We start from the raw sequence: 24,841 nt of genomic DNA, 5'->3' as shown, positions 1-24,841 counted from the left end.
GGACGGTGAGGGGCTCCCGGAGGTTGAGCACGCGGGTACTAGTACCAGCGGTTGGCCTGCCAGAACGTCCAGGCCTCGCACGGGCTGCCGTAGCGGTCGTTCATGTAGCTGAGGCCCCACTTGATCTGGGTGGCGGGGTTGGTCTGCCAGTCCGAGCCGGCCGAGCTCATCTTGTAGCCCGGCAGGGCCTGCATCAGACCGTAGGCACCCGAAGACGGGTTGACCGCACGGTAGTTCCAGCTGGACTCGTGGTCCACGATGGTGCTGAAGCACTGGAACTGCGAGGACGGGATCATCTGGCGGGCCATCGCCTTGACCTCGGCGATGGAGTACGAGCCCTGCGCGGAGAAGGACGAGGCGTCGCGGACCGCGGAACGGCTGGCGCGCTCTTCCTCCGCCGCCTTGCGCTCCTCCTCGGCCTTGGCCTTCGCCTCGGCCGCGGCCTTGTCGGCCGCCTCCTTCTTCGCCTCGGCGTCCTTGGCCGCGCGCAGACGGGCGGCCTCCTCCGCGGACTTCTTCGCGGCCGAGTCCGCGGCGGCGGCCTGGACGTCGGCCTGCTCCGAGAGGGACGAGACCTGTACCTGGGCCTGCTCGCCCACGGGAATGTCCGCGAGCAGCGTGGTGTCGGCCGCAGCGGCCTCGAAGTTTTCGTCCGAGGGCTGAACGGCGTTGCCCGACGCTACGCCCACGACGGCGCCGACGGTGGTGACCGCAGTGGCCGAAGCCACCGCGAATCCCCGGACCGAGATCCGGCTCACACGGTTTCCTTCCAGCATCGCCCGCACAGGTGACCACGCGGGCGAAATCGTGCCCCTGGCGCTGGTCTCCGACGTACTGGGTCACTGAAGACACGGGCCCGTGGTGCTGTGGGCGGCATACGGCGGACGGCTGTTGAGTTGTGCGGGGGTTGTGCGCCTGAAGGTGCACGGGTGCCGTATGCGGGGCCTGACGGAAGCAAGACTTTGCCGGACGGCGACACCGCAAGGCAATTCCGTGTTGCGTGTGAAAGCTCACACCTCGGCAGGGGCAAGAGTTTTGGAAGTTGGGGCGGACAGCGGAGCGCCGCCCGGCTAAGCTCCTTCGCTCGGCCGGGCGGCGCCAACTTCCGTACATGTACGGAAGGGTACGAATCGGATCAGATCTGAACGTCCTCCAGCATCTCCGTCACGAGCGCGGCGATCGGGGAGCGCTCCGAGCGGGTGAGCGTGACGTGCGCGAAGAGCGGATGTCCCTTCAGTTTCTCGACCACGGCGACGACTCCGTCGTACCGGCCGACCCGGAGGTTGTCCCGCTGGGCGACGTCGTGGGTCAGTACGACCCGCGAATTCGCCCCGATACGGGACAGAACGGTCAACAGGACGTTCCGCTCGAGGGACTGGGCCTCGTCCACGATGACGAACGCGTCGTGGAGCGAACGCCCCCGGATGTGGGTGAGCGGCAGGACCTCCAGCATCCCTCGGCCGAGCACCTCCTCGATCACCTCACGGCTCGCGACCGAGGACAGCGTGTCGAAGACCGCCTGGGCCCACGGGCTCATCTTCTCGGACTCGCTGCCCGGCAGGTACCCGAGCTCCTGGCCGCCGACCGCGTACAGCGGACGGAAGACCATCACCTTCTGGTGCTGACGGCGCTCCAGAACCGCCTCCAGGCCCGCGCAGAGCGCGAGCGCGGACTTGCCGGTGCCGGCCCGGCCGCCCATCGAGAGGATGCCGACGTCCGGGTCGAGGAGCAGATCGAGCGCGATCCGCTGCTCGGCGCTGCGGCCGCGGAGCCCGAAGGCCTCCCGGTCGCCGCGGACAAGCCGTACGTTCCCCTCGGCGGTGATCCGGCCGAGCGCCTTCCCCCGCTCGGACTGGAGCACCAGGCCCGTGTGGACCGGGAGCTCGGCGGCCTCCGGCACGTACAGCGACTCCTGGTCGTAGAGCAGGTCCACCTGCTCGCCGGAGAGCCCGAGCTCGGACATCCCGGTCCAGCCGTTGGCGCCCGTGACGGCCAGCTCGGCCCGGTACTCCTCGGCGAGGAGCCCGACCGACGAGGCCTTGATGCGCAGCGGAAGGTCCTTGGAGACGACCGTGACGTCGTACCCCTCCGCCTGGAGGTTCCGCGCGACCGCGAGGATCCGTGAGTCGTTGTCCCCCAACCTGTAGCCGGCGGGCAGTACGCCGGGGTCGGAATGGTTGAGTTCGACACGCAGGCTGCCGCCCAGGTCCCCGATGGGGAGCGGGGCGTCGAGACGCCCGTACCGGACCCGGAAGTCGTCCAGGAGGCGCAGGGCCTGCCGGGCGAAGTAACCGAGTTCGGGATGGTGCCGCTTGGCCTCCAGCTCCGTCACCACGACGATCGGGAGCACCACCTCGTGCTCCTCGAAACGGGACACGGCGTTGGGGTCGGCCAGCAGGACGCTGGTGTCGAGAACATAGGTGCGCCGGTCGGAAAGGCGGCGCTTCGTGCTGGTCACCACGGAAGGACAGACCCCCTCGGAAGACCCCTGTGAGGTCGGGGTGCGACGGAACCGGTGTCGCTGCGGAATGGGACCGGGCTCAGGCCGCCATGCGCGGGCCGAACCACGGCCCTCCGCTTCTCCCGTACGTGTCCCGCACGGTCGTCCTGGTGCAAGGGGCCTCCCGGGTGGCGGTCTCCGTGCCGCTCACTCACCAGGGATATGCCCTCGAAAAGGGGCTGCCATGCCACGGCATATGACGTCGTGTTCATGAACACGAGGTGATCGGTTCCGACCGGGTCGGGGGCGCTCCGGGGGCGCCCGGCCTCAGGTCCCGTAACGCCGGTGCCGGGCGGCGTAGTCACGCAGCGCCCGCAGGAAGTCGACCTTGCGGAAGGCCGGCCAGTGCACCTCGCAGAAGTAGTACTCCGAATGGGCGCTCTGCCACAGCATGAACCCGGAGAGACGCTGCTCGCCGCTGGTACGGATCACCAGGTCCGGATCCGGCTGACCCCGCGTGTACAGGTGCTCCGAGATGTGCTCGACGTCGACGATCTCGGCGAGCTCCTCGAAGCTCGTCCCCCGGTCCGCGTGCTCCAGGAGCAGCGAGCGGACCGCGTCCGCGATCTCCTGCCGGCCGCCGTAGCCCACCGCCACGTTCACGAGTATCCCCGTGTTGGCGTGGGTGGCCTGCTCGGCCTCCTTGAGCACCGACTGCGTACGGGACGGCAGCAGGTCCATCGTCCCGACGTGGTTGACCCGCCAGCGGCCGTCGGCGGCGAGCGCCCGCACGGCGTTCTCGATGATGCCGAGCAGCGGCACGAGCTGCTCCTCGGGCCGGTTCAGGTTGTCCGTGGAGAGCATCCAGAGCGTGACGACCTCGACGTCGGTCTCGGCGCACCAGCCGAGCAGCTCCTGGATCTTGTCCGCGCCGGCCTTGTGTCCCTGCTCGGGGGTTCCGCCGGACGCCTTGGCCCAGCGGCGGTTCCCGTCGAGGATCACCCCGATGTGCTTGGGCACCTGGGCGTGGTCGAGGCGGCCTTCCACCCGGCGTGCGTAGAGCCCGTACACCAGGTCGCGCAGGTTCACCGTTCTTTACCCCTCTGTGCAGCGGCGGTCCGCCATGCAGCGGCGGTCCGCAAGCCGCCAGACTACTGCGCGCGGGCGACAGGCTCCCAGCCCGGGACTGTCACAAGTCCGTGATAAGCAGAGATACGTGACTGATTCCCCCTTCTACCGCGCCGCCGCGGACCGCTACGACGCCATGGAGTACCGCCGCTCGGGCCGCAGCGGCCTCAAGCTCCCGGCGGTCTCGCTCGGCCTCTGGCACAACTTCGGCGACGACCGCGCCCTCGACACCCAGCGGGCGATCCTGCGCCGCGCCTTCGACCTGGGCGTGACCCACTTCGACCTGGCGAACAACTACGGGCCGCCGCCCGGCTCCGCCGAGCTGAACTTCGGCAAGCTCTTCGCCCAGGACTTCGCGCCGTACCGCGACGAGCTGATCATCTCCACGAAGGCCGGCTACGAGATGCACCCCGGCCCGTACGGCGAGTGGGGCTCCCGCAAGTACCTGCTGTCCTCGCTCGACGCCTCCCTGAACCGGATGGGCCTCGACTACGTCGACATCTTCTACTCGCACCGCTTCGACCCGCACACCCCGCTCGAGGAGACGATGGGGGCCCTGGCCTCCGCCGTCCAGCAGGGCAAGGCCCTGTACGTCGGCGTCTCCTCGTACACCAGCGAGCAGACCGCCGAGGCCGCGCGGATCCTGCGCGCGATGGGCGTCCCCGCGCTCATCCACCAGCCCTCGTACTCGATGATCAACCGCTGGACCGAGGAGGACGGCCTCCTCGACACCCTCGAGGAAGCCGGGATGGGCTGCATCTCCTTCGTGCCGCTGGCACAGGGGCTGCTCACCAACAAGTACCTGAAGGGCATCCCGGAGGGCTCGCGGGCCACCCAGGGCAAGTCCCTCGACCCGAACCTGCTCTCCGACGAGGTGCTGCGGCGCCTGCACGGCCTCGCGGACATCGCGGAGCGGCGGGGGCAGTCCCTGGCGCAGCTGGCGCTTTCGTGGGTCCTGCGGGACGAGCGGATGACCTCGGCGCTGATCGGCGCGTCCAGCGTCGCGCAGCTGGAGGAGAACGTGGCCGCTCTGGCGGGTCCGCCGCTGACCGCCGAGGAGCTGGTGGAGATCGACTCGTTCGCCGTGGACACCCAGGGCACGAACATCTGGGCCGGCCGGGGCTGACGCCTCCGAGGGGACCCGGAAAGAAAAAACGGGCCGGTCCGTGGGGGGGATACGGACCGGCCCGAGGGGGGGTTTCCACCATAACCCTTCGATAGTCGTGTTGCGCGCCACGTACGCCGTACGAACCTCGACGAATCTTCCGGATCCCGGTCGGGACAAGGGGTGCGGGGGGCTGTGGCGGGTTTGCGCCCCGGCGTGGCGGCGGAGTTCCGTCCCTCCCAGGAGGGACCGGCCGGGCGGGGCACGACGTTGACGTGAAGGCCTCGGAAAGACCTCGGGCGGGCCTGTCTCAGGGAAGCGCGGTGAAGGCGCCGAGGAGCAGACCGAGGAGACCGCCCCCGAGCATGAAGGGCCCGAAGGGGATCGCCGAGGAGCGGCCGGCCCGCCGCAGCAGGACCAGACCGAGGCCGTACACCGCGCCGAGCAGGAAGCCCGCGAACGCGCCGGCGAACAGGACGCCCCAGCCGTACCAGCCGAGCGCGGCGCCCAGCGGCACCGCCAGCTTGACGTCGCCGAAACCCAGACCGCTCGGGTTGATCAGGAACAGCACCAGATAGGCACCGCCGAGGACGAGCGCGCCGAGCAGCGCGTGGGACCAGGACCCCGCGTCGTACGGCAGGAGCTCGGCGGCGCCGAGCAGCACCGGGACGGCGACGGCGAGCGGCAGCGTCACTCCGTCCGGCAGCCGGTGCACGCGCGCGTCGACGCCTGCGAGGAGCACGGCGAAGGGCGCGGCGAGCAGCCAGACCACCAGCTCGGGCCGGGGCCCGCCGGTGGCGGCGGCGAGCGCGGCACACGCGAGGGCGGTGAGCAGCGGCGCGGTGAGCGGGGCGGCGGTCGTCGCACAGTCCCGCCGGCCGGGCCCGCCCAGCCAGCCGCCCGCGGGCCCCACGAGCGCGTGCCCGGCGGGACAGCGGTCCCGCCACGGTTCCTCGGACGCCACGGAGAGCCGGTACGCGGCACGCGGCACGAGCAGGCCGACGGCGGCACCCCAGAGGGCGGCGAGGGCGATCAGCGTGACGTACACGGACCAGACCCTAGGGTCGCGGGGCGGCTACGGTCTGCCACATGGGGAAATGGAAGGACGGCCCGGGAACGCTGACGGCTTCGGGCGCGACGGTGCCGCTGGAGGTCGCGGCCTCGTACCGGGCGCGGCGGCGGGGACTGCTCGGGCGGGACGGGATCGCGGGAGCGCTGCTCATCGTCCGGACGAACAGCGTGCACACCTTCGGCATGCGGTTCCCGATCGACGTGGCGCATCTGGACCGATCGCTCGAGGTCCTGTCCGTGGTCACGATGCGACCGGGGCGGCTCGGCATGATCCGGCCGCGCGGCCGGCACGTCCTGGAGGCGGAGGCGGGAGCGATGGCCGGGTGGGGGCTGCGGCCGGGGGTACGGGTCTCCGTACAGGTCACGGAGGACCCGAGCCGAGCAGGGTGAAGGCCCCGTACGCGGCGGAGGCCGGCGCGAGCCCGGCGAGGACCGGCACGACGGCACGGGTCCGCAGCCGCGCGAGGGCCACGGCGGGCGGGAGCAGCAGCCCGAACGCCGGCATCATCAGCCGCGGCCGGGAGCCGAAGTACGCGGCACCGACGAGCGAGACGAACACGACACCGATCGTGTAGGCGAGCAGCGGCAACGGCTGCCGCTGCCGTACGCACAGGGCGACCAGCCAACCGAGCAGCGCGAGGGCCGCGCACAGACCGAGGGCGGCGGGCCACGGCAGGCCGAGGACGAACCTGCCGAGGGCGACGCCCCCGTCGATGGCGTTGCCCCAGGCCGCCTGGACGTCGAAGTAGGCGGTCGGACCGCCCTCCCTGACGCCGACGTACACGACGTACCCGAGCCAGCCGAGCGGGGCGATCAGGACTCCGGCCACCGTCCGCGGGGGCAGCCGCCGGTCCCGTACGAGCATGACGAGGGCCGTGATCCCCAGGGCGGCGATCAGCGCGGCGGCCGTCGGCCGGGTGAGCCCGGCGACCGCGCACAGGACACCGGCCAGGATCCAGCGCCCGCGCAGGACCGCGTACAGCGACCAGGCGGCGAGGGCGGTGAACAGCGTCTCCGTGTACGCCATCGACTGGACGAACGCGGTCGGGTACACGCCCCAGAGGACGGCGAGCACCACCCCGACGGCGGGACGGAAGGCATGGGCGCCGCACCGGTACACACCCAGGGCGGCGGCGAGCCCGGCCGTCCAGGAGACCAGCAGCCCGGCGGTGGCGGCGTCGACGGGCAGGACGGCCGAGAGGCCGCGCTCCAGGGCGGGGAAGAGCGGGAAGAAGGCGAGGTCGGAGTGGACGTCGCCGTTGGGCAGCGTGACCTCGTACCCGTAGCCGTGCTCGGCGATCCGCACGTACCAGACGGAGTCCCAGCGCCCCTTGAGCCGGTGCAGCCCGTCCTCGCCGGTCGCCGCGGCGGCGATCGCGAGGACCGCGAGGCCGATGAGGCGGGTGAGTGCGTACCCGCCGACGGCGAAGAGGGTGGGGTGAGGGCGGCTGCTGGGTTGTATGAGACGGCTGGGGCGGGGGGCGGGCATGCGCCCGATTATCCCGGGGCGGGCGGAGCGGTCAGCCGAGGGGCCTTATGCGGACGAACTTCGCGGCCATGACGGGACCGAGCTGGTGGACGATGGCGTGCCCCGGTTCCTGCGGGGAGGGCAGGTCGCCGAGGAACGAGGTCACGATCACCTCGTCGATGCCGAGGACCCCACGGCAGCTCTGCTCCTCCAGGAAGGCGAGCGTGCTGCGCCAGTCGGCCGCGCCCGGGGCCTCGCCGAGGAAGGAACGGACGGTGTTCTGCACGACGTCCCAGAAGAACACGTGCGGCAGCACACCGCCCTGGTGGAAGACGTGGTTGTCGTACACGTCCCGGAACTCGGGAATCCGGGTGACGAGGTCACTGACCAACCGCACACCCGGCGTCTCGCCCGGCCCTCCGTCCCGCATCCCGCCCGGCCCTCCGTCCCGCATCCCGCCTTGCGTCCCGTCCCGCATCCCGCTCGGCGTCCCGCCCTGCGTCCCGCTCGACGTCGTCGTCATCCGTCCAGAATGCTCCCGCCCGGCCCAACTGTCCCCCCTTCTTTGCGTTTTCCTGGCGACCGCTTTCGGGAGGTTTTCCACAGGGGATGCGAAGTGTCGCTCTTCCGTGGATCGTTGGGCGTATGTACGAGTTGGCGATCCTCGCCAGGGGCGGGATCCTCCTGACGGTCTGGGCGGTCGCGGCGGGCTGGCCCCCGGGCCGGCTGGCCGGACGCCTGCGCCGGGACGGCTGGCAGTGGATCTGCCGGGGAGCGTGGGCCGCCCCGGGGAAGGAGGTGGACCGGCGGGTGAGGACGACGGCCCTGCAGTTCCTGCGCCCGGAACTGGTGTGCAGCCACGGCACGGCGGCGGAACTGCACCGCATCGAACGGCTGGGAGCGGCGGGACGGGACGTCGATCTGCTCGAGTTCACCGCGCCCCGGCCGGCCCGCTCCTCACACGGCGACCGGATACGGGTGCACACCACGGCCCGTCTGACCGACCGCGACCGCACGACCCGGCGCGGACTGCGGACGACGACCCCTGCACGGACGGCCGGAGACCTCATACGCCGCTGCGGCAGCCGCGAGGAAGCGGTCGTGACGGCCGACTCGGCGCTCGCGCGCCGGGTGGTCGGAGGCGTACGACGGGACCCACTCGTCCGGTACGAGGACCTCGCCGCCGAACTCGCCCCGCCCCGACGGGGAGCGGCCCACGCCCGGACCTGGCTCCCGTTGACCGAGGCGGCCTCGGGCTCCCCGGCGGAGAGCGTCGCCCGGCTGCGGATACGGGACGCCGGACTGTTCCCCGAATCGCAGCCGGCACTCCGCACGGCGGACGGACGGCTGATCCTCCGCCCCGACTTCCTCTTCCGCGCGGAGGGCCTGGCGGTCGAGGTCGAGGGCTACGCCTTCCACGGCACCCGCAGCGCCCACGAACGGGACGTCGCCCGCTTCAACGCGCTGGCGGCCTGCCCGGGCGTACGCCGGATCCTGCGCTTCACGGCCGGAGAGGTCTTCCACCGCCCGGCCCGCATGACGGCCACGATCCGGGCGGCGCCGGCCTCGCTCTCGGGTTAGGGAGCGGAGGAGGTACGAGGGAAGGAGATCTCGACGCGCCGGTTCTTCTTCCGGCCCTCCTCGGTGCCGTTGTCGGCGATCGGGTAGTCCTCGCTGTACCCGCGGATGTCGAAGGCCGTCCCCGGGTCGAGACTCCGCGCGAGCACCAGCTGCACGGCGACGGCCCGCTGCTTCGACAGCTTGAGCCCGTGCTCGTACGTCCCGAGGTTGTCGGTGAACCCGAAGACCCGGACCCGCCCGGACCCCATCTTGTCGATCTCGGCGGCGATGGCGGCGATACGGGCGGTGGCGGCGGGCCCGAGCTTGGCGCTGTTCTTCGGGAACAGCACCTCGGCCTGCAGCGCGAACGTCACGTCCACGTTGGTGTCCTGCCGCCGCTGCTGCCCGCCCTCCTCCTCGACGATCTGCTTGATGTCGAGGACCTTGGCGGGCGCGAGGGTGGCACCGTCGGGAAGCATGAGCCCGGGCGCGTTGGCATCGATGGCGGGTGCGGGTGCCGCGCTGCCGGCGGAGCCGGGCGGATCGTCGGCGTGAGCCGTGGGCACGGCGAGGGGCCCCAGGGCGAGGGAGGCGATGGCGAGGGCTGCGAGGCGGCGGTAGGTCGTCGTCATGGCGTCGCCTCAGGAGAGTTTGAGGGTGGCGGGTTCGAAGGTGGGGAGCTGGAAGGAGACTTCGGTGGTGGAGGCGGGGGGTGCGGGGAATTGCATGAAGACGGCGGTGGACTTGCCGGGGCCGAGGCTGTCGAGCGCCGAGGTGGTCAGCGGCCGCCCGTCGGTGTCCCTCAGGACGTAGTAACGCTTCTTGCCGACGGAGTCGACGAGGGTGGCGCCACCCATCGAGTTACCGTGCTTCACAACCTCGGTCTCATTACCACTCATCTGCGCGGGAATGATGCTGGCCGATCCAGAGGTGTTCTTCAAACGCCCCTTGATGGTGAGGAAGCCGCCCTGGTCCCGATCCGCCGAGTGAATGGTGAGTTCCAAGCCTTTCTGCCCCTTGGCGATCGCCAGAGTCTCCAACGGCTCCTCAGCTGGTTCAGACCCTTGTGCTGTGTCGCCCTTTGAAGGAACGGCAGTCGTCGCAGCTGGCTTGTCCGCCTTTGGCTTCTCCTCTGCGCCGCAGCCGACCACGAAGAGTGCCATCGACGCAACAGCGACAAGTGCCACCGCCCCTCGGCGATTCCATGCATACCGCACACTCATGTACCGCTCTTCCTTTGCTCGTCACAGGTCAATCGGACAGTCGGACCGTGAACAGCTCAGTTGCATCGGGGAGTTTGGGATCCTCGGGATCGATGTCCCACGGCTTACCGGCGCAGGTGAGCCCGCGGATCGGGCCGGGTTCCTCTTCCTCAGGCTCACCCGAGGGTGGCGGGGACGGAGGTGCAGTCGGCGGCTCCGAAGAGGGCTCCTGTTTCTTGAACGTGCAATGCGGCTCGATCACCGCCTCGGCAGATGCCTTGGCAGGGTTCGCCTCGCCACCCGTCGTACGCACAGTCACTCTGAACCCGCTGTCCTCCGAGGACAGCAGCTCACAACCAGGTTCGACCAGCTCAGCCCCGTTGCGGGACGCGAAGTCCGCCGCACTGTCACACGCAGAGGGGTCGACATACGTCGTCTCACCCTCAAGGAATCCGTCCCACTGGTCTGGGTCGAGGATCACTCCGAGCCATTCCTCGCGCAGTTGCTCCCTGGCGTCTTGGGCCGCCGCGAGAGCCGCCGCGTCGGCGGCAGTTTGGGCACTGTTTCGCGTAGAAGCAGCTTGTCCCACAGCGAAGTAGGCGAAGGCAAGGAAGAGCAGACCAGCCACGACCGCGATGTAGACAGGGAAGGCCTGCCCCTCATCTGTCCGCAGGCGAACTACACCTACTCGCCGCCCCCGCCGGTGAGCTCGGTGATCTTCTGGGAAATCGCGTTTTTGATCGACTGGCCGATGTCCGTTCCAGTAATCGCCACCACGATCGCCACCACCACCACGATGATCCCCAGGTACTCCACCGCCGTCTGCCCGCGGTCCCTCGGCTTCGTCCAAGTGGTCAGGTTCAGCTTGGCCTTGGTCAGGGCCTTCAGCATCGCGTCGTTCATCGTCGTCCCCTCCACGTTCAGACGCTTGCGCTCGGGCACGGTGCGCCCGGGTCATCGGGTTGGCCTGGTGCCCGGCCATGAGGTGGGGGTGGTGGTTCGACGTCAGGTCCATCGCTCCACCTCCCTCACACTCAGTCCGCACTGTGGCACATCCTGTTGCGCGGGCGAAGGGCTTTCCCCTGAATATGTCACCGCTCGCCCGTCACCGAACCGAAGTCGGTGCCCGTGCCCAGGAAGAGGCCCGCGCCGAGCAGGATCATCGTCGCCGGGACCATCAGGGTCGTGATGACCATGGTCGCCTTCGGGACGGCCTTCGCCGCCTTGCGGCGGGCGTTCTGGGCGTCGGTGCGCCGCATGTCGTTGGCGATCTGGATGAGCGTGTCGACGATCGGCGCGCCGAGTTCCTCGCCCTGCTGGAGCGCGGTGACGAACTGGGCGACCTGTTCGGAGTCGTTGCGGCGGCGCAGTTCGTCGAAGGCCTGGCGGCGGCTGACGCCCATGTCCATCTGGCGGAGCGTGATGCGGAGTTCGTCGGCCCAGGGGCCCTCGTACTTCTCCGCGACGCGTTCGAGCGCCTGGCGGAAGCCGAGGCCGGCCGAGACGACGACGGCGAGCACGTCCAGGAAGTCCGGCAGTGTGCGTTCGATCTGGTCCTTGCGGATGCGGACCGCCGACCAGATGCCGACCTCCGTCCAGAACGCGCCGAACGCGAACAGCAGGAGCGCGACCAGGAACGACCCTCGCGACAGCATCAGGAGGCCGCCCAGGACGCCCAGGAAGCCGTAGACCGCCCGCCGTGCCCCGTACCGGTCGATGGTGAGTCCGCCGGGGTTTCCGGCGAGGTCGATGCGGCGGCGGACGGTGTTGACGCGTTTGGGGCCCATCAGGCGGAGGACGGCGGGCGACCAGCGCATTCCCAGGCGGTCGACCGCCGAGTCGACGGCGCCCGTGCGGGTCGCGCCGACCTCCAGGGCGAGTTTGAGGTCGTCGGGGAGCCGGGCGTCGGCGCGGTAGAGGCGCAGGCCGTAGGCGATGCCGGCGACGGCGAGGCCGGCCAGGAGGGCGAGGAGGAGGTCCACGGCGGGCAGTCCCTACACGTCGATCTTCGAGAAGCGGCGGATGGCGACGAAGCCGACCACGTACAGGGCGAACGCGGCGACGACGGCGAACTGTCCGATCCCCGAGCTGGTCATGCGGTCCAGGGCGCCGGGCTGCATGTTGTCGATGAGGAGAAGCGAGCCGACTCCGATGACGGGGACCGAGTACGCGGTCATGCTCACCTGGGAGAGCTGGGTGCGGACCTCGCGCCGGGTCTCCTTGCGTTCCTCCAGGGTCTCGGTGAGGTTCCGCAGGGAGGAGACGACGGTGCCGCCGGCCCGGTTGGCGAGGACGAGGGTGGTGACGAGGACGACGAGTTCGCGGGAGGGGAGGCGTTCGGCCAGTTCCCCGAGGGCGTCGTCGAGGGAGGTGCCGACGGCCAGCTGCTGGGCCACCTTCTCCAGTTCGACCCCGGCGGGGGCCTCCAGCTCGTCGGCGGCCAGGCTGAGGGCCATCCGGAGGGCGAGTCCGGCCTGGGTGGCGTTGGCCAGGATGCGGGAGAGTTCGGGGAGCTGGTTGATGAACTTCTCGATGCGCTTCTGGCGCTGCCAGCCGAGGAAGCCCATCGCCACCCACACGCCGAGGAGTCCGCAGATCGGGCCGAAGAACGGCGACAGTACGGACTGTCCGACGACCCACAGGACGGCGACGGTCGCCGCGAGGCCGACGGTGAACTCGCCGGGGGTGATGTCGAGGCCGGTGGCCGCGATCCGCAGTTCCAGCTTCCGGCCGAGGGCCGTCCGCCGGACGCGCCGGTCGATGCCCCGGAAGCGGCGTCTGCGGCGGCCCCCGGTCTCGGGCTCGCCCGACTCGTCGAGCCGCGCGACGAGCGCCGCGTGCCGGCGGGCACCGCTCGCGTACAGCTGGACACCGATGATGCCCAGGACGCAGGCGAGCAGCGTCACGCCCGTGGTCAGCCAGAAGGGGTCGGTCATCACTCCGCCTCTCGGATGGCGAGCTGGACGCCGGTCATCGTCATTCCGCCTCCCGGACGGCCAGGTGGGCGTCGGTCGCGGCCACGCCGAAGGCCTGCGGGATCGGCTGGCCCGCCAGGTAGAGGCGTTCGGCGACCCGCCGGGGCAGCGGGTGGTACGTGAACCGTCCGTACACCCTTCCGTCGGCGGCGAGCGGCTGCGCCTGGAAGCGGCAGACCGTCGCGAGCAGGAAGCGTTCGCGGCCGTGGGAGGCGAGGACGGAGATCTCGGTGATGCGGCGGGTGCCGTCGGGGTGCCGGGTGAGCTGGACGAGGACGTCGACCGCGCTGTTGATCTGGTCGCGGAGCGCCTCGAACGGCACCTTCACCTCGGACATGGAGGCGAGGGTCTGGAGGCGCATGAGGGCGTCCTCGGCGGAGTTGGCGTGGACGGTGGCGAGGGAACCGTCGTGGCCCGTCGACATGGCCTGGAGCATGTCGAGGGTCTCGCCGCCCCGGACCTCTCCGACGATGATCCGGTCGGGGCGCATGCGGAGCGAGTTGCGGACGAGGTCGCGGATGGAGATGGCCCCGCGCCCCTCGATGTTGGGCGGGCGGGCCTCCAGGCGGATCACGTGGGACTGCTGGAGCTGGAGTTCCGCCGAGTCCTCGATGGTGATGATCCGCTCGCCGTCCGGGACGAGACCGGAGAGGGCGTTGAGGAGGGTGGTCTTCCCGGTGCCGGTGGCGCCGGAGACGATCAGGTTGAACTTGGCCTGTACGAGCCCGGACAGCAGGAGCAGCATCTGCTCGTCGAGGGAGCCGAGGCCGATCATCTCGTGGAGTGTGTACGCGCGGGGGAACCGGCGGATGGTGAGCGTCGCCCCGGTGAGGGAGAGGGGCGGGATGATGACGTTGACGCGCTCGCCGGACGGGAGACGGGCGTCGACCATCGGGTTCGACTCGTCGACGCGCCGGTTGACGGTGGAGACGATCCGCTCGATGGTCTGCATCAGCTGGTCGTGGGAGGCGAAGCGCAGCGGGAGGAGTTCGACGCGGCCGTTGCGCTCGATGAAGATCTGGTCGGGGCCGTTGACCATGATCTCGGTGATGGAGGCGTCTTCGAGGAGCGGTTCGAGTACGCCGAGACCGAGGGCCTCGTCGACGACGCGACGGATCAGCTGGGCGCGCTCGGCGGTGGAGAGGACCGGCCCCTCGCGGCTGATGATGTGGCCGAGGACGCGCTCCAGGCGGGCCCGCCGTTCGGCGGCCGCCAGGGCGGACATCTCGGTGAGGTCGATCTCCTCCAGGAGCTTGGCGCGGAAGGCGGCGACGAGGTGTCCGTCCTCGCGGGCGGCGGCGCCGTTCTTCTCCTCAGGGGCGTTGATACGGGCGCGCAGGCTCATGGCCCCTCCTCCTGCTCCGGTGACATCGGCATGGTGGCGGTCTTCTTCACGGGGTCGAAGTTCCAGAAGGGGACGACTGAGGGGACGCGTACGGTGACGGTGGCGACGGCCGCGTCCCCGACGGGACCGGCCTCCACGTCGGCGACCCAGTCGGCGGCCGCGTAGGCCGCCGCACGGGCATCGGGTGCGTCCTCCTCGTCGCGCATGCTCTCGGCCCTCGCCGCCGCGCGGGCCGCCGTCCCCGCCTGCTGGGCGGCGTACGCGGCGACCCCGAGCTGAAGCCCCGCGAGGCCGACGAGCAGCAGGATCGGCAGGAACCCGAGGTACTCGATGGCGGCCTGGCCCCGGTCGCGGGTCCTCGCATCCGGTTGTTCGCTCATGGTGTGGGCTCCTCCGAGATCGCGCCCGCCTTGCCCTTGACGTGGAAGAGGCCGCCCACGCCCGGGACGAGGACGGGCACCTGGATCGTCACCGTCACCGTCACCATCCCGTCGGACGGGCCCGAGCAGCTCGGAACGGCTCCGTCCGCCCAGGCTCCGTCCAGGTGTCGCATGGCGGCACCCTCGCAGTCGCCGCCGACCGCCGCCGCCCGCGCCCCCTCGTCCGCCGCGTTCCCCGCCAGCGTGTACGTGTACCCCACCAGGACGACCTGCCAGAGCAGCACAAGAGTGAGCAGGATGACCGGCACCATGCCGAGGAACTCGAATGCCACCTGCCCCCTGTCGTCGCCCCGGTGGATACGCATCGCTCAGCGTCCTCCGGTACGGCGCCGCAGTCCGAGCGATCCCCGGTCGCCGGTGCGGGCGAGCTGCTTTCCGGGCTTGCCGGGCCTGCCGGGTTCGGCCGTCGGCGCCCCGACCAGGCCGAGTTCGCCCGCGAGGGCCCACAGGGCCTGCTTGACGGTCGACTTGGCGTCGAGTTCGTGGAGCCGGCCGGCGTCGACGACGGCCTGGAGTTCCTTGAAGTGGGCGGGGACGGCGACGCCCGCGATCCGGGTGCCGGTGATCTTCTGGACGAGGGGTGGCTGAATCTCGGTGGAGCGCTGGTGGCGGTTGACGACGGTGACCGTCGCCTCGGCCTTGCGGACCTGGAGCCGTTCCCACATGCGTACCGTCCGCTTGGCGGCCCGGACGGCCACCACGTCCGGGGTGGCGACAAGAAGAGCCGTGTCGGCCATCTCGATGACGGCGGCGTTGGCGCCGGTGAGCTGGGAGCCGCAGTCGACGACGACGACCTCGTGCCGGCCGCGCAGGGCGCTGACGATCTGGCGGGCGGCGCGGTCGGTGACCTCTTCGCCGCGTTCGCCCTCCGCCGGGGCGAGGAGCAGGGAGAGGCCGGTCTCGTGGACGTAGACGGCGTCCTGGAGGACGCGGGGCGAGATGTCGGCGATGGTGGCGAGGTCGGCGACGGAGCGCCGGAACTGGACGTCCAGGTAGGAGGCGATGTCCCCGCTCTGGAGGTCCATGTCGACGAGGGCGACGGTCCGGCCGGAGGCGCGGGCCGCGAGGGCGAGGTGGACGGCGGTGACGGTGGTGCCGACGCCGCCCTTGGCGCCGCTGACGGTGACGACGGTGCCGCCGGGCCCTGTGATCTGGTCGGCGCCTCCGCCGAGGTGGCGGCGGACGCCGGCGGACCACTGGGCGGCGGCCTGGACGCGGCTGGCGAGTTCCTCGTAGCCGAGGGGGAGGGTGACGAGTCCGCGGGCGCCGGAGTCCATGGCGGCGGAGAAGAGGACGGGGCTGGCGTCGGCGGTGATGAGGACGACGCCGACGGCGGGGAAGCGGAGGGCGACCTCGCGGACGAGTTCGAGCGCGGGGACGGGGCCGATCCGCTCGTGGACGAGGACGACCTCGGGGAGTTCGTCGACGGAGGCGGCGGCGAGGCGGGCCAGGGTGTCGACGAGCTGGGTGGAGTCGGTGACCGGCGGGGCGGGTTCGGCGTCGGGCAGCTGGCTGAGCAGCGTGACGACGGACCGGGCCGCGTCGGGGTCCCCGACGGCCGGCAGGATCCTGGTGGTCATACCGGCCTCACTTGTCCTTGTCGAGCGTGTACGTGCGGTCGCGCTGGTCGGCCGGGGCGCCGCCCGTGGTGGGGGCGACGAGGGCGAGGCGTACGTGCTCGGCGAAGGACTCGGCGTACGCGACGCGCTGGGTGTCGAGGGTGGAGAGGGCGAAGCTGATCGGGACGGCGTTGGCGGCGCGGCCCGAGCGGTCGTTGCTGTCGCTGATCGGGGTGAGCCTGCCGACGGAGAGGACGCGGGCGCCGGCCACGATCATCCGCGACTGGGAGGGGGCGTCCTTCTTCTCGCCCTCGAAGGTGGCGTAGATGTTCACGGTGGCGCCCGCGGTGATCTTTCCGGCGACGCCGGTGGCGGCGTCGATCATGATCGCGATCTCCTGCTGGCCCGGCTGGAGTTCGGGCTTCTCGACGATCATGTCGGTCTGGAGGAGGGAGCCGGGGCGGAGGTGGGTGACGGCGATCTTGCCCTCGATCTGGCGGAGGTCGGTGACGGCGGTCTTCGAGAGCCAGCGCTCGGGCATCGAGATCTTCTCGAATTGGCTGGGTTTCAGCGGCTCGTAGGGGTCCACCTTGCCCTTGACCCGGTACGCGGTGGTCTCCGGGCCGACCTTGGAGTTCACGTCGCTGATGACGGCGAGCACGCCGGCGAAGGCCCCGAGGGCGCACAGGACGGACAGCAGCAGCAGGATGACGCCGCGGCGCTGGCGGGAGTTCATGGCCGTACTACCTCGATCGGAGACGTGGGTCCGGGCGGACGGGGGCGGGCGGACGTGCGGGGACGGACGGATGCGCGGAGGCATTCGGGGGCGCGGAGGCGGTCGGATGTGCGGAGGCGGTCGGGGGCGGGCGCCGGGAGTGGCACGGGGTGAGGTTCACGGCAGGGCGCGGACGGCTTGGGGGCCGGACGTCTGCCCGCCGGGGCCGGGAACCGGGCCGGGAACCGGGCCGAGGGCCGGGGCCTCGGGGTGTCCTCCGGCTCCCAGGCTGCGGGGGGCTCCCAGGGCGTGGGCGCCGGTGGGTCCGCCGGTTCCGAGGGCGCGCGTGCCACCGGCGTGTCCCCCGGTTCCGACGGTACGGGCGGTCCGGCCCCCCGTCTCCCCCGCCGTCAGCGGCGCCCCGCAGAAGCCGCAGCGGTCGCCGATGAGTTCCATCGCGCACCAGTGGCAGGTCTCGCGCCGCACGGAGGAGACCAGTTGGTAGAGGACGGGCAGGTCGGGCAGGTACGCGGCGAACTCGACGAGTTTCCCTGTGCCCCACCAGCCGGGTGAGGTCTCGGGCAGCGGGGTCTCCTGGGCCGCGCCCTGGATCCGCCAGCGGGGGACGAGGGTGGTGGTGGGCCAGTCGGTCTGGAGCTGGCCGCGGGCGAGGAGGAGTTCGGTGGTGAACTCCGGTCCCGCCAGTGGGGTCTCGCCGTTGCCGACGCGGGTGATCTGGGGCGTCGGTCCCGCGAGTACGGCGAAGTGGGCTCCGGGCAGCCAGCTCTTGAGGTGGGAGCCGAGGCTGACGGGGACGCGGTCGAGCCGGGAGACGGAGCCGACGACGGCGCCCGCGTAGATGTAGTGGGCGAGGAGACGGGCGGCGGAGGCGAGGACGCCGGGGCTGAAGTCGCATCCCGCCAGCTGGCGGAGCTGGCGGACGAGTACGGCCGCGCCGAGGGGTGGCAGGTCGGTGCGGACCAGGGCGATCCGGTCGCTTTCGAGCAGGGAGCGGACGGCGCGCAGCCGGTTCTCGACGGCGGCCGGGGCGGAGGTGGGGCAGACGACGACCACGTGTCCGAACCGGGCGAGGAGCTGCTGCATGTCGGCGATCGAGGCATCGAGCGACTGGGTGTCGGGGGCGGGGAGTACGGCGGCGTGCGGGGTTCCGGGGTCGGTCGGCGGCAGCACCAGGTCGGCGCTGGTGACCGCGATCGCTGTCGGCACGTCGGACCCCCGTCCCCTCCGGCCTCCGTGCTCCCGGAAGGCCTCGGATCACTTACCGCGTTCACGGCGTCACCGCAGGGTGCGGCCGTGTCTGCAGCCTATCCACGTCCCCCGGGGTGGTGAACACACAATCCGCCAAGCTGCCCCCATTTCTTCGGTCCGGGGCATCCCCTCCGAACAGCGCCCGCTGCCAGAGGTCTTGACAACGCGATTGGTCTGGACCAGCTTGTTCCGACAACGGTGGCCACCGTCCGCACCCCGTATCCCCGCACTCCCGCATCTCGTATTCCCGCATCCCGCATTCCCGCACGCCGCACTTCCGTACCGCCTCGTACCCCCCGTACGAGCCCCTCCGTACGACGACGTACGGCACCTCCACACCCCCAACTCCCCCACCGGAGGATGCACGTGGACCGCACCACCACCCGCCGCGAGGCCGCCACGCACGGACGCCGCTGGCTCGGCGGAGCCCTCGCGCTCGCCGTCGGCTCCGGGCTCGTCCTCGTCGGCGGAGCCGGCACCGCGCAGGCGGCCGACGTCAACGTCGCCAAGAACGCCGGCTTCGAGAGCGGCCTCACCAACTGGGCCTGTTCCGCCGGGAGCGGCGCAGCCGTCTCCTCCCCGGTCCGCACCGGGGCCGGCGCGCTCAGGGCCACCCCGGCCGGACTCGACAACGCCAAGTGCGTGCAGACCGTGGCCGTGAAGCCCAACTCGACGTACACGCTGAGCGCCTGGGTCCAGGGCGGCTACGCCTACCTCGGCGCGAACAACACCGGGACCGGAAGCGGCAGCGTCTCCACCTGGACGCCCGACAGCGCCGCCTGGAAGCAGCTCACCACCAGCTTCACCACCGGCGCGAGCACCACCTCGGTCGAGATCTACACCCACGGCTGGTACGGGACCTCCCCGTACTCCGTCGACGACGTCAGCGTCTTCGGGCCCGACGGGGGCGGCGGCCAGGACCCGGACCCGGTCGTCCCGGCCACCCCGGCCGGTCTGGCCGCCGGTACGGTCACCTCGTCCTCCGTCGCCCTGAGCTGGGGCGCGGTCTCCGGCGCCACCGGCTACAAGGTGTACCGGGACGGCGCCAACCCCCAGACCGTCAGCGGTACGTCGACCACCGTCACCGGCCTCACCGCCGACACCGCCTACCAGTTCCAGGTCGCCGCGACGAACTCCGCGGGCGAGTCCGCGAAGTCCGCCGCCGTGACGGCGCGGACGGCCAAGGTCACCGACCCGGGCCCCGGCCCCGCCGTGCCCAAGCACGCCCTCACCGGCTACTGGCAGAACTTCAACAACGGCGCCACCGTCCAGAAGCTGCGGGACGTGCAGTCGCAGTACGACATCATCGCCGTCTCCTTCGCCGACTCCACGGCCACGCCCGGCCAGATCGTCTTCAACCTCGACCCGGCCGTCGGCTACGCCTCGGTCGCCGACTTCAAGGCCGACATCGCCGCGAAGAAGGCCGCTGGCAAGTCGGTCATCATCTCGGTCGGAGGCGAGAAGGGGAACGTGACGATCAACAGTGACGCCTCCGCGACCGCCTTCGCGAACAGCGCGTACGCCCTCATGCAGGAGTACGGCTTCAACGGCGTCGACATCGACCTCGAACACGGCATCAACTCCACCTACCTGACCAAGGCGCTCCGCCAGCTCTCCGCCAAGGCGGGCTCCACCATGGTCCTGACGATGGCCCCGCAGACCATCGACATGCAGAACACCGGCACGGAGTACTTCAAGACCGCGCTCGCCGTGAAGGACATCCTCACGGTGGTCAACATGCAGTACTACAACAGCGGTTCGATGCTCGGCTGCGACGGCAAGGTGTACAGCCAGGGCTCGGTGGACTTCCTCACCGCGCTCGCCTGCATCCAGCTCCAGGGCGGCCTCGCCCCGTCCCAGGTCGGCCTGGGCGTCCCCGCCTCCACGCGGGGCGCGGGCAGTGGCTACGTCGACCCGCAGATCGTGAAGAACGCCCTCGACTGCCTGACCAGGGGCACCGGCTGCGGCACCTTCAAGCCCGCCCAGACCTGGCCGTCGCTGCGCGGCGCCATGACCTGGTCGACCAACTGGGACGCGACGGCCGGCAACGCCTGGTCGAACGCGGTGGGCCCGCACGTCCACAACCTGCCGTAGCGACAGCCGTAGCGATACGGGAGTTCCACCGCAGCGCCGCCGCTCGCCCGGCGGCGCTGCGCCGTCTCGTCACGCGGGAAGGTACCGGGCGAGCACCGGGTCGAGTCCCCGGATCCACTCGTCGACCCGGGCGGCACGGCGACCGTCGACCTCGCAGTCGTAGACCGAGCCGTCGTACAGGTGGACGGCGACCTTCAGTGCCCGGCCACGCCGGAGGCGCTCGTACCGTACGGCCCCGATCTCGGCCCAGCCGAAATCGGCCTCCTCGCCGAAGAAGTGCAGGGACACCCCGTCCGCGTCGACGGCGACCCCGGAGTTCCGGTCTGCGGCGACGAAGTCCGGCGCGGGCAGCGGCGGCACGGACGGCTGCGGCGGTACGACGAGGGTGGCGGGGTGCGGTACGGGGGCGGGGACGGCGTCCTGGACGTCGGCCGGCCGCGTCGGCAGGGCGTGGGAGGAAGGCACGGGGACCGCGTCGGCGGGCGCCGGGACCGAGTCGGCCGGGGTCGGAACAGAGTCGACGGGCGCCGGGACCACGTCGGCGGGCGCCGAAACTCCCGTCCCCGCCTCCGCTCCCGCTCCCACTCCCACTCCCACTCCCACTCCCAGCGCGTCCAGGATCTCCTCCGGCGTGGGCCGCTCCGCCGGGTTCTTCGCGAGGCAGCGCCCCACGAGCCCGCGCAGTGCCTCCGGTACGGAGGTGAGGTCCGGGGCCTCGTGCACCGCCCGGTACATGAGCCCCATCGGCGTACCGTCGCCGAAGGGGCGTCCGCCCGCCGCGGCGACGAGCACGGCGCCCAGGGCGAAGACGTCGGCGGCGCCGGTCACCTCCTCGCCGAGGGCCTGTTCGGGGGCGAGGTAGCCGGGGGTGCCGAAGGCCGAGCCGGTGGCGGTGAGCCGGGTCGACTCGACCGCGCGGGCGATGCCGAAGTCGAGGACGCGCGGCCCGTCGGGGGCCATCACGATGTTGCCGGGCTTGAGGTCGCGGTGGACGAGACCGCAGGCGTGGATGGCCTCCAGGGCCTCGGCGAGCGCGGCTCCGAGCGAGCGCAGCCGTTCCTCGTCCATCGGGCCCTGGGCGGTGACGAGCGCCGAGAGGGTGGGCCCGGGGATGTAGGCGGTGGCGAGCCAGGGCGCCTCGGCGTCGGGGTCGGCGTCGACGACCTGCGCGGTGTGGAAGCCGCCGACCTGCCGGGCGGCGGCGACCTCGGCGCGGAAGCGCGCGCGGAAGGACGGGTCGGCGGCGAGTTCCGGCCGGGCGACTTTGACGGCGACGGCGCGCCCGCCGCGCGATCGGGCCAGGTAGACGGTGCCCATGCCCCCTTCGCCTAGCTTGTGTTCGATGACGTATCTGCCGATGAGGGTCCCCACGCGGGACAGTATGGCCGAACTCAGCATCTTGACCCGTCCATGACATGAGCACACCATGTGCCCGGACACCCGCACCAGTTGGTCGCACACCCCCACACTCCCCACCCAGGAGACGACATGCGACGTCCCATCCGCGGCAGAAGGTCCGCCACCCTCGCGGCCCTCGTGGCGCTCGCCCTCGCGGCGCCCCTCTCCGCCCTCACCACGCCCGCCGGGGCCGACCCGGCGACGACCGCCGCCCGCATCGCCGTCGGCGCCGAGGAGGTGATCCGGCAGTACGAGATCGCCGGACCGTCCACCCCGGCCGCCCGCACCGCGCTCACGGTCACCGGCGTCTCGATCGACGAGGTCGACGCCCGTTCGGTCGTCGTCAGCGCCAACACCGAACAGCTGAAGAACCTCAAGGCACTCGGCTACAAGCCGGTCGCGCTCCCCGGACCGCCGAACCGGAACACCGCCGAGGAGGACGCCCACGACCACGCCGTCGGCCCGCTCGACTTCCCCTCCGCCGACTCCCGGTACCACAACTACGCGGAGATGAACGCGGAGATCGACCAGCGGCTCGCCGCGTACCCGTCCATCATGCGCAAGCAGGTGATCGGGAAGTCGTACCAGGGCCGGGACATCGTCGCCATCAAGATCAGCGACAACGTCGCCACCGACGAGAACGAGCCCGAAGTCCTCTTCACCCACCACCAGCACGCCCGCGAGCACCTCACCGTCGAGATGGCGCTCTACCTGCTGCGCGAACTCGGCGCGGGCTACGGCACGGACACCAGGGTCACCAACGCCGTGAACGGCCGCGAGATCTGGATCGTCCCGGACCTCAACCCGGACGGCGGCGAGTACGACATCGCCTCCGGCTCCTACCGCAGCTGGCGCAAGAACCGGCAGCCCAACTCCGGCTCCTCGTACATCGGCACCGACATGAACCGGAACTGGAACTACAAGTGGGGCTGCTGCGGCGGCTCCTCCGGCTCCAAGAGCTCGGAGACCTACCGGGGCACGGCCCCCGAGTCCGCCCCCGAGGTGAAGGTCGTCGCCGACTTCGTCCGCTCCCGGGTGGTCGGCGGCAAGCAGCAGATCACCGCGGCCATCGACTTCCACACGTACAGCGAGCTGGTGCTCTGGCCCTTCGGCTACACCACGGCGAACACCGCCCCGGGCATGACCCAGGACGACCGGGACGCCTTCGCGACCGTCGGCGGCAAGATGGCGGCGAGCAACGGCTACACGGCCGAGCAGTCCAGCGACCTCTACATCACGGACGGCTCGATCGACGACTACCTGTGGGGCGTGCACCGGATCTTCGGCTACACGTTCGAGATGTACCCGGCGTCGTCCTCCGGCGGCGGCTTCTACCCGCCCGACGAGGTCATCGAACGCGAGACGAGCCGCAACCGCGACGCGGTCCTCCAGCTCCTGGAGAACGCCGATTGCATGTACCGCTCGATCGGCAAGCAGGCGCAGTACTGCACGGCCTGACGCCCCGTCACGGTGTCAGCCGAGGACGGCGAGCGCGTCGATCTCGATGAGGAGGCCGGCGGGGAGACCGACGTAGACGGTCGTACGGGCCGAGGCGGGGGCCGTGAGGCCCTGCTCCTCGAAGTACTGGTTGTAGATCGCGTTCATCTCGGCGAAGTGGTCCACGTCCGTGAGGTAGACGCGCATCATCATGACGTCGTCCCAGCTCGCGCCGCCCTCCTCCAGGATCGCCTTGACGTTGGCGAAGGTCTGGAGGGTCTGCTCGCGCAGGGTCGGGCCCGCGACCGTCGGGGCCCGGCCCTCGACGGCCGGCAGGAAGCCGACCTGGCCCGCCACCTGGAGGATGTTGCCCTTCCGCACGCCGTGCGAGAACTTCGCGGGCGGGGCGGTGTGGGTGGCGGGGGTGAGGGCGATCTTCTCGATGGTCATGCGCTGGCTTCCTTCGTCGGGGCTTCGCCGGAGTACTCGCGGCTGATGGCGTCCGCGGTGCCGCGCACCTGCGGGAGGAGGGAGAGGAGTTCCTCGGCGGTGACGACCACGTTGGGCGCGGAGACCGACATGGCGGCGACGACACGCCCGTCGGCGCCGCGGATGGGGGCGGCGACGCAGTTGATGGACTCCTCGTGGCCGCCGAGGTCGGTGGCCCAGCCCTGTTCGCGTACGGTCGCCAGCTCCTTGAGGAAGGCGGCGGCGTTCGGGGTCGAACGGGGCGTGTAGGGGGGGTAGTCGAGCTTCACGGCGAGGGCTCGGCGCTCGGGCTCGGGCAGGTCGGCGAGGAGCAGTTTGGCGACGGCGGCGACGGTGATCGCGACGGGCTTGCCGATGCGCGAGTACATGCGGACCGGGTAGCGGCTCTCGACCTTGTCGATGTAGAGCACCTCGCCCTCCTCGTACACGGCGAGGTGGACGGTGTGCCCGATCCGCTCGTTGAGAGCCGTGAGGTAGGGGTGGGCGATCTCGCGTACGTCGAGGTTCTCGACGGCTTCCTGCGCGAGGGCGAAGAGCCGGGCGCCGAGGCGGTAGCGCTGGTCCTGCTGCCGGTGGACGAGGCCGTGCTCGTGGAGGGTGCGCAGCAGGCGCAGGGCCGTGGACTTGTGGACGCCGAGCCGCTCGGCGACCTGCCCGAGGTCGGCGGGGCCCTGGGCGAGCAGCGGCAGGATGCTGAGCGCCCGGTCGACGGTCTGGCTCATGACGTACGTACCTCCTGGTCGGGGCCTTGGCGCAGCGTCCAGCCGGGGCCGAGGTGAAGTGTGCCCCAGGCGGCGTCGTCGAGCGCGGCCAGCCGGTCGGCGTGGTCGATCCAGGAGGGGCGCCGCGCAGCGGCTCCGTGAGGGGTGGCGGCCGGGTGACGGGCGGGCGGGCCGGCCAGGTCGCCGGGAACGGTGAGGACGGCGGCGGCCATGAGGTGCCCGTGGCGGAGCCGGGCCCGCGCGTCGAGGCCGCGGAGGGTGGCGGAGAGGAACCCGGCGGCGAAGGCGTCCCCGGCGCCGGCGGGGGCGATGACGTCGACGCGGGGGGCGGGGACGGAGGTACGGGTGTCGGGGGTACCGGGCGCCGCCCCTTCCCGAACCGGGGCTCCGGTCCTCAAACGCCGGACGGGCTGAAGTTCAGCCC

The 24,841-nt window shown here is 71.3% G+C and carries 27 protein-coding genes; 5 read left to right on the top strand and 22 right to left on the bottom strand.

What is annotated here, in order from left to right; all coding sequences use genetic code 11:
• Window positions 1–38 precede the first annotated feature (38 nt).
• The 3 genes from ACFWUY_RS05900 to ACFWUY_RS05890 all read right to left on the bottom strand — a co-directional run bounded on the left by ACFWUY_RS05900 (window position 39) and on the right by ACFWUY_RS05890 (window position 3,529).
• On the bottom strand, window positions 39–758 hold the full coding sequence (locus ACFWUY_RS05900) for a transglycosylase SLT domain-containing protein (protein WP_384102471.1): 720 nt from the start codon (window positions 756–758) through the stop codon (window positions 39–41).
• Window positions 759–1,135: 377 nt separating this feature from the next.
• Entirely contained in the window at window positions 1,136–2,461 is a 1,326-nt protein-coding gene (locus ACFWUY_RS05895; protein WP_384102469.1) for a PhoH family protein, read from the bottom strand.
• 306 nt (window positions 2,462–2,767) lie between these two features.
• Window positions 2,768–3,529, bottom strand: a complete 762-nt coding sequence (locus ACFWUY_RS05890) for an isoprenyl transferase (protein ID WP_384102467.1) — start codon at window positions 3,527–3,529, stop codon at window positions 2,768–2,770.
• Window positions 3,530–3,656: 127 nt separating this feature from the next.
• Between ACFWUY_RS05890 and mgrA the strand changes: the two genes are divergently transcribed.
• The gene (mgrA, locus tag ACFWUY_RS05885; RefSeq protein ID WP_384102465.1) at window positions 3,657–4,694 is read left to right on the top strand and encodes an L-glyceraldehyde 3-phosphate reductase; all 1,038 of its coding nucleotides are present in this window, start codon (window positions 3,657–3,659) and stop codon (window positions 4,692–4,694) included.
• A 289-nt stretch (window positions 4,695–4,983) separates the two neighbouring features.
• Here the strand turns inward: mgrA and ACFWUY_RS05880 are convergent, their stop codons facing one another.
• A complete protein-coding gene (locus ACFWUY_RS05880) occupies window positions 4,984–5,721 on the bottom strand; it encodes a prepilin peptidase (RefSeq protein ID WP_384102463.1) in 738 nt (245 codons plus the stop codon).
• Between the two features lie 41 nt (window positions 5,722–5,762).
• On the opposite strand from ACFWUY_RS05880, the gene ACFWUY_RS05875 reads away from it, so the two are divergent.
• The gene (locus tag ACFWUY_RS05875) at window positions 5,763–6,134 is read left to right on the top strand and encodes a DUF192 domain-containing protein (RefSeq protein ID WP_384102461.1); all 372 of its coding nucleotides are present in this window, start codon (window positions 5,763–5,765) and stop codon (window positions 6,132–6,134) included.
• Here the strand turns inward: ACFWUY_RS05875 and ACFWUY_RS05870 are convergent.
• Together ACFWUY_RS05870 and ACFWUY_RS05865 are read right to left on the bottom strand one after the other, a co-directional pair.
• The gene (locus tag ACFWUY_RS05870; protein WP_384102459.1) at window positions 6,106–7,233 is read right to left on the bottom strand and encodes a hypothetical protein; all 1,128 of its coding nucleotides are present in this window, start codon (window positions 7,231–7,233) and stop codon (window positions 6,106–6,108) included. The genes ACFWUY_RS05875 and ACFWUY_RS05870 overlap by 29 nt on opposite strands.
• A 31-nt stretch (window positions 7,234–7,264) precedes the next feature.
• Complete coding sequence (locus ACFWUY_RS05865) at window positions 7,265–7,735, bottom strand: hypothetical protein (RefSeq protein ID WP_384102457.1); 471 nt, start codon at window positions 7,733–7,735, stop codon at window positions 7,265–7,267.
• 122 nt (window positions 7,736–7,857) lie between these two features.
• On the opposite strand from ACFWUY_RS05865, the gene ACFWUY_RS05860 reads away from it, so the two are divergent.
• A complete protein-coding gene (locus ACFWUY_RS05860; RefSeq protein WP_384102455.1) occupies window positions 7,858–8,793 on the top strand; it encodes a hypothetical protein in 936 nt (311 codons plus the stop codon).
• Here ACFWUY_RS05860 and ACFWUY_RS05855 read toward each other — a convergent pair.
• The 12 genes from ACFWUY_RS05855 to ACFWUY_RS05800 form a co-directional block, all read right to left on the bottom strand.
• On the bottom strand, window positions 8,790–9,404 hold the full coding sequence (locus ACFWUY_RS05855) for an OmpA family protein (RefSeq protein WP_384102453.1): 615 nt from the start codon (window positions 9,402–9,404) through the stop codon (window positions 8,790–8,792). The two genes, ACFWUY_RS05860 and ACFWUY_RS05855, sit on opposite strands and share 4 nt — an antisense overlap.
• A gap of 9 nt (window positions 9,405–9,413) precedes the next feature.
• Window positions 9,414–9,935 carry a hypothetical protein gene (locus tag ACFWUY_RS05850; RefSeq protein WP_384102451.1) on the bottom strand — a complete coding sequence of 174 codons (522 nt, stop codon included), beginning with the start codon at window positions 9,933–9,935 and terminating at the stop codon, window positions 9,414–9,416.
• A gap of 88 nt (window positions 9,936–10,023) precedes the next feature.
• Window positions 10,024–10,647, bottom strand: coding sequence for a pilus assembly protein TadG-related protein (locus ACFWUY_RS05845; RefSeq protein WP_384102833.1), 624 nt, complete (start codon window positions 10,645–10,647; stop codon window positions 10,024–10,026).
• Window positions 10,648–10,658: 11 nt separating this feature from the next.
• Window positions 10,659–10,865, bottom strand: coding sequence for a Flp family type IVb pilin (locus ACFWUY_RS05840; protein ID WP_384102831.1), 207 nt, complete (start codon window positions 10,863–10,865; stop codon window positions 10,659–10,661).
• Between the two features lie 200 nt (window positions 10,866–11,065).
• Window positions 11,066–11,956, bottom strand: coding sequence for a DUF5936 domain-containing protein (locus ACFWUY_RS05835; RefSeq protein ID WP_384102449.1), 891 nt, complete (start codon window positions 11,954–11,956; stop codon window positions 11,066–11,068).
• Between the two features lie 12 nt (window positions 11,957–11,968).
• Entirely contained in the window at window positions 11,969–12,910 is a 942-nt protein-coding gene (locus ACFWUY_RS05830) for a type II secretion system F family protein (RefSeq protein ID WP_384102447.1), read from the bottom strand.
• A 40-nt stretch (window positions 12,911–12,950) separates the two neighbouring features.
• The gene (locus ACFWUY_RS05825) at window positions 12,951–14,294 is read right to left on the bottom strand and encodes a CpaF family protein (RefSeq protein ID WP_384102445.1); all 1,344 of its coding nucleotides are present in this window, start codon (window positions 14,292–14,294) and stop codon (window positions 12,951–12,953) included.
• Window positions 14,291–14,674: a TadE/TadG family type IV pilus assembly protein gene (locus ACFWUY_RS05820; protein WP_384102444.1), complete on the bottom strand. Its 384-nt coding sequence runs from the start codon at window positions 14,672–14,674 to the stop codon at window positions 14,291–14,293. Before ACFWUY_RS05820 ends, ACFWUY_RS05825 begins: the two co-directional genes overlap by 4 nt.
• On the bottom strand, window positions 14,671–15,039 hold the full coding sequence (locus ACFWUY_RS05815) for a TadE/TadG family type IV pilus assembly protein (protein ID WP_384102442.1): 369 nt from the start codon (window positions 15,037–15,039) through the stop codon (window positions 14,671–14,673). The genes ACFWUY_RS05820 and ACFWUY_RS05815 overlap by 4 nt, the downstream gene beginning before the upstream one ends.
• A gap of 3 nt (window positions 15,040–15,042) precedes the next feature.
• Window positions 15,043–16,314: a CpaE family protein gene (locus ACFWUY_RS05810; RefSeq protein ID WP_384102439.1), complete on the bottom strand. Its 1,272-nt coding sequence runs from the start codon at window positions 16,312–16,314 to the stop codon at window positions 15,043–15,045.
• 7 nt (window positions 16,315–16,321) lie between these two features.
• Entirely contained in the window at window positions 16,322–17,029 is a 708-nt protein-coding gene (cpaB, locus tag ACFWUY_RS05805) for a Flp pilus assembly protein CpaB (RefSeq protein ID WP_384102437.1), read from the bottom strand.
• 156 nt (window positions 17,030–17,185) lie between these two features.
• Window positions 17,186–18,235 (bottom strand): hypothetical protein, encoded by a 1,050-nt coding sequence (locus ACFWUY_RS05800; RefSeq protein WP_384102436.1) that lies wholly within the window; start codon window positions 18,233–18,235, stop codon window positions 17,186–17,188.
• 402 nt (window positions 18,236–18,637) lie between these two features.
• Between ACFWUY_RS05800 and ACFWUY_RS05795 the strand changes: the two genes are divergently transcribed.
• The gene (locus ACFWUY_RS05795) at window positions 18,638–20,371 is read left to right on the top strand and encodes a chitinase (protein ID WP_384102434.1); all 1,734 of its coding nucleotides are present in this window, start codon (window positions 18,638–18,640) and stop codon (window positions 20,369–20,371) included.
• A 69-nt stretch (window positions 20,372–20,440) separates the two neighbouring features.
• On the opposite strand, the gene ACFWUY_RS05790 is transcribed toward ACFWUY_RS05795, so the two are convergent.
• A complete protein-coding gene (locus ACFWUY_RS05790) occupies window positions 20,441–21,769 on the bottom strand; it encodes a protein kinase (protein ID WP_384102432.1) in 1,329 nt (442 codons plus the stop codon).
• A 90-nt stretch (window positions 21,770–21,859) separates the two neighbouring features.
• On the opposite strand from ACFWUY_RS05790, the gene ACFWUY_RS05785 reads away from it, so the two are divergent.
• A complete protein-coding gene (locus ACFWUY_RS05785) occupies window positions 21,860–23,227 on the top strand; it encodes a M14 family metallopeptidase (protein WP_384102430.1) in 1,368 nt (455 codons plus the stop codon).
• Window positions 23,228–23,242: 15 nt separating this feature from the next.
• Here the strand turns inward: ACFWUY_RS05785 and ACFWUY_RS05780 are convergent, their stop codons facing one another.
• The 3 genes from ACFWUY_RS05780 to ACFWUY_RS05770 all read right to left on the bottom strand — a co-directional run.
• The gene (locus ACFWUY_RS05780; protein ID WP_384102428.1) at window positions 23,243–23,656 is read right to left on the bottom strand and encodes a RidA family protein; all 414 of its coding nucleotides are present in this window, start codon (window positions 23,654–23,656) and stop codon (window positions 23,243–23,245) included.
• Entirely contained in the window at window positions 23,653–24,417 is a 765-nt protein-coding gene (locus tag ACFWUY_RS05775) for an IclR family transcriptional regulator (RefSeq protein WP_384102425.1), read from the bottom strand. The genes ACFWUY_RS05780 and ACFWUY_RS05775 overlap by 4 nt, the downstream gene beginning before the upstream one ends.
• Window positions 24,414–24,841: PfkB family carbohydrate kinase (locus ACFWUY_RS05770; protein ID WP_384102423.1), on the bottom strand; the 428-nt coding region annotated here is incomplete at its 5' end. The genes ACFWUY_RS05775 and ACFWUY_RS05770, both read right to left, overlap by 4 nt.

It is taken from the genome of Streptomyces sp. NPDC058664 (genome assembly GCF_042716635.1).
In the GTDB taxonomy this organism is placed as follows: domain Bacteria; phylum Actinomycetota; class Actinomycetes; order Streptomycetales; family Streptomycetaceae; genus Streptomyces.
Note: the sequence above shows the minus strand (reverse complement) of the source record. Positions and strands in the feature narration are given on the sequence as shown.

Coding starts and splice junctions, on each gene's coding strand:
- ACFWUY_RS05865 (WP_384102457.1), bottom strand. CDS start 7,735: ATGACGACGACGTCGAGCGGGACGCAGGGCGGGACGCCGAGCGGGATG.
- ACFWUY_RS05795 (WP_384102434.1), top strand. CDS start 18,638: ATGCACGTGGACCGCACCACCACCCGCCGCGAGGCCGCCACGCACGGA.
- ACFWUY_RS05825 (WP_384102445.1), bottom strand. CDS start 14,294: ATGAGCCTGCGCGCCCGTATCAACGCCCCTGAGGAGAAGAACGGCGCC.
- ACFWUY_RS05780 (WP_384102428.1), bottom strand. CDS start 23,656: ATGACCATCGAGAAGATCGCCCTCACCCCCGCCACCCACACCGCCCCG.
- cpaB (WP_384102437.1), bottom strand. CDS start 17,029: ATGAACTCCCGCCAGCGCCGCGGCGTCATCCTGCTGCTGCTGTCCGTC.
- ACFWUY_RS05870 (WP_384102459.1), bottom strand. CDS start 7,233: ATGCCCGCCCCCCGCCCCAGCCGTCTCATACAACCCAGCAGCCGCCCT.
- ACFWUY_RS05790 (WP_384102432.1), bottom strand. CDS start 21,769: ATGCTGAGTTCGGCCATACTGTCCCGCGTGGGGACCCTCATCGGCAGA.
- ACFWUY_RS05820 (WP_384102444.1), bottom strand. CDS start 14,674: ATGAGCGAACAACCGGATGCGAGGACCCGCGACCGGGGCCAGGCCGCC.
- ACFWUY_RS05855 (WP_384102453.1), bottom strand. CDS start 9,404: ATGACGACGACCTACCGCCGCCTCGCAGCCCTCGCCATCGCCTCCCTC.
- ACFWUY_RS05775 (WP_384102425.1), bottom strand. CDS start 24,417: ATGAGCCAGACCGTCGACCGGGCGCTCAGCATCCTGCCGCTGCTCGCC.
- ACFWUY_RS05785 (WP_384102430.1), top strand. CDS start 21,860: ATGCGACGTCCCATCCGCGGCAGAAGGTCCGCCACCCTCGCGGCCCTC.
- ACFWUY_RS05815 (WP_384102442.1), bottom strand. CDS start 15,039: ATGCGTATCCACCGGGGCGACGACAGGGGGCAGGTGGCATTCGAGTTC.
- ACFWUY_RS05830 (WP_384102447.1), bottom strand. CDS start 12,910: ATGACCGACCCCTTCTGGCTGACCACGGGCGTGACGCTGCTCGCCTGC.
- ACFWUY_RS05840 (WP_384102831.1), bottom strand. CDS start 10,865: ATGCTGAAGGCCCTGACCAAGGCCAAGCTGAACCTGACCACTTGGACG.
- ACFWUY_RS05850 (WP_384102451.1), bottom strand. CDS start 9,935: ATGGCACTCTTCGTGGTCGGCTGCGGCGCAGAGGAGAAGCCAAAGGCG.
- ACFWUY_RS05810 (WP_384102439.1), bottom strand. CDS start 16,314: ATGACCACCAGGATCCTGCCGGCCGTCGGGGACCCCGACGCGGCCCGG.
- ACFWUY_RS05875 (WP_384102461.1), top strand. CDS start 5,763: ATGGGGAAATGGAAGGACGGCCCGGGAACGCTGACGGCTTCGGGCGCG.
- ACFWUY_RS05860 (WP_384102455.1), top strand. CDS start 7,858: ATGTACGAGTTGGCGATCCTCGCCAGGGGCGGGATCCTCCTGACGGTC.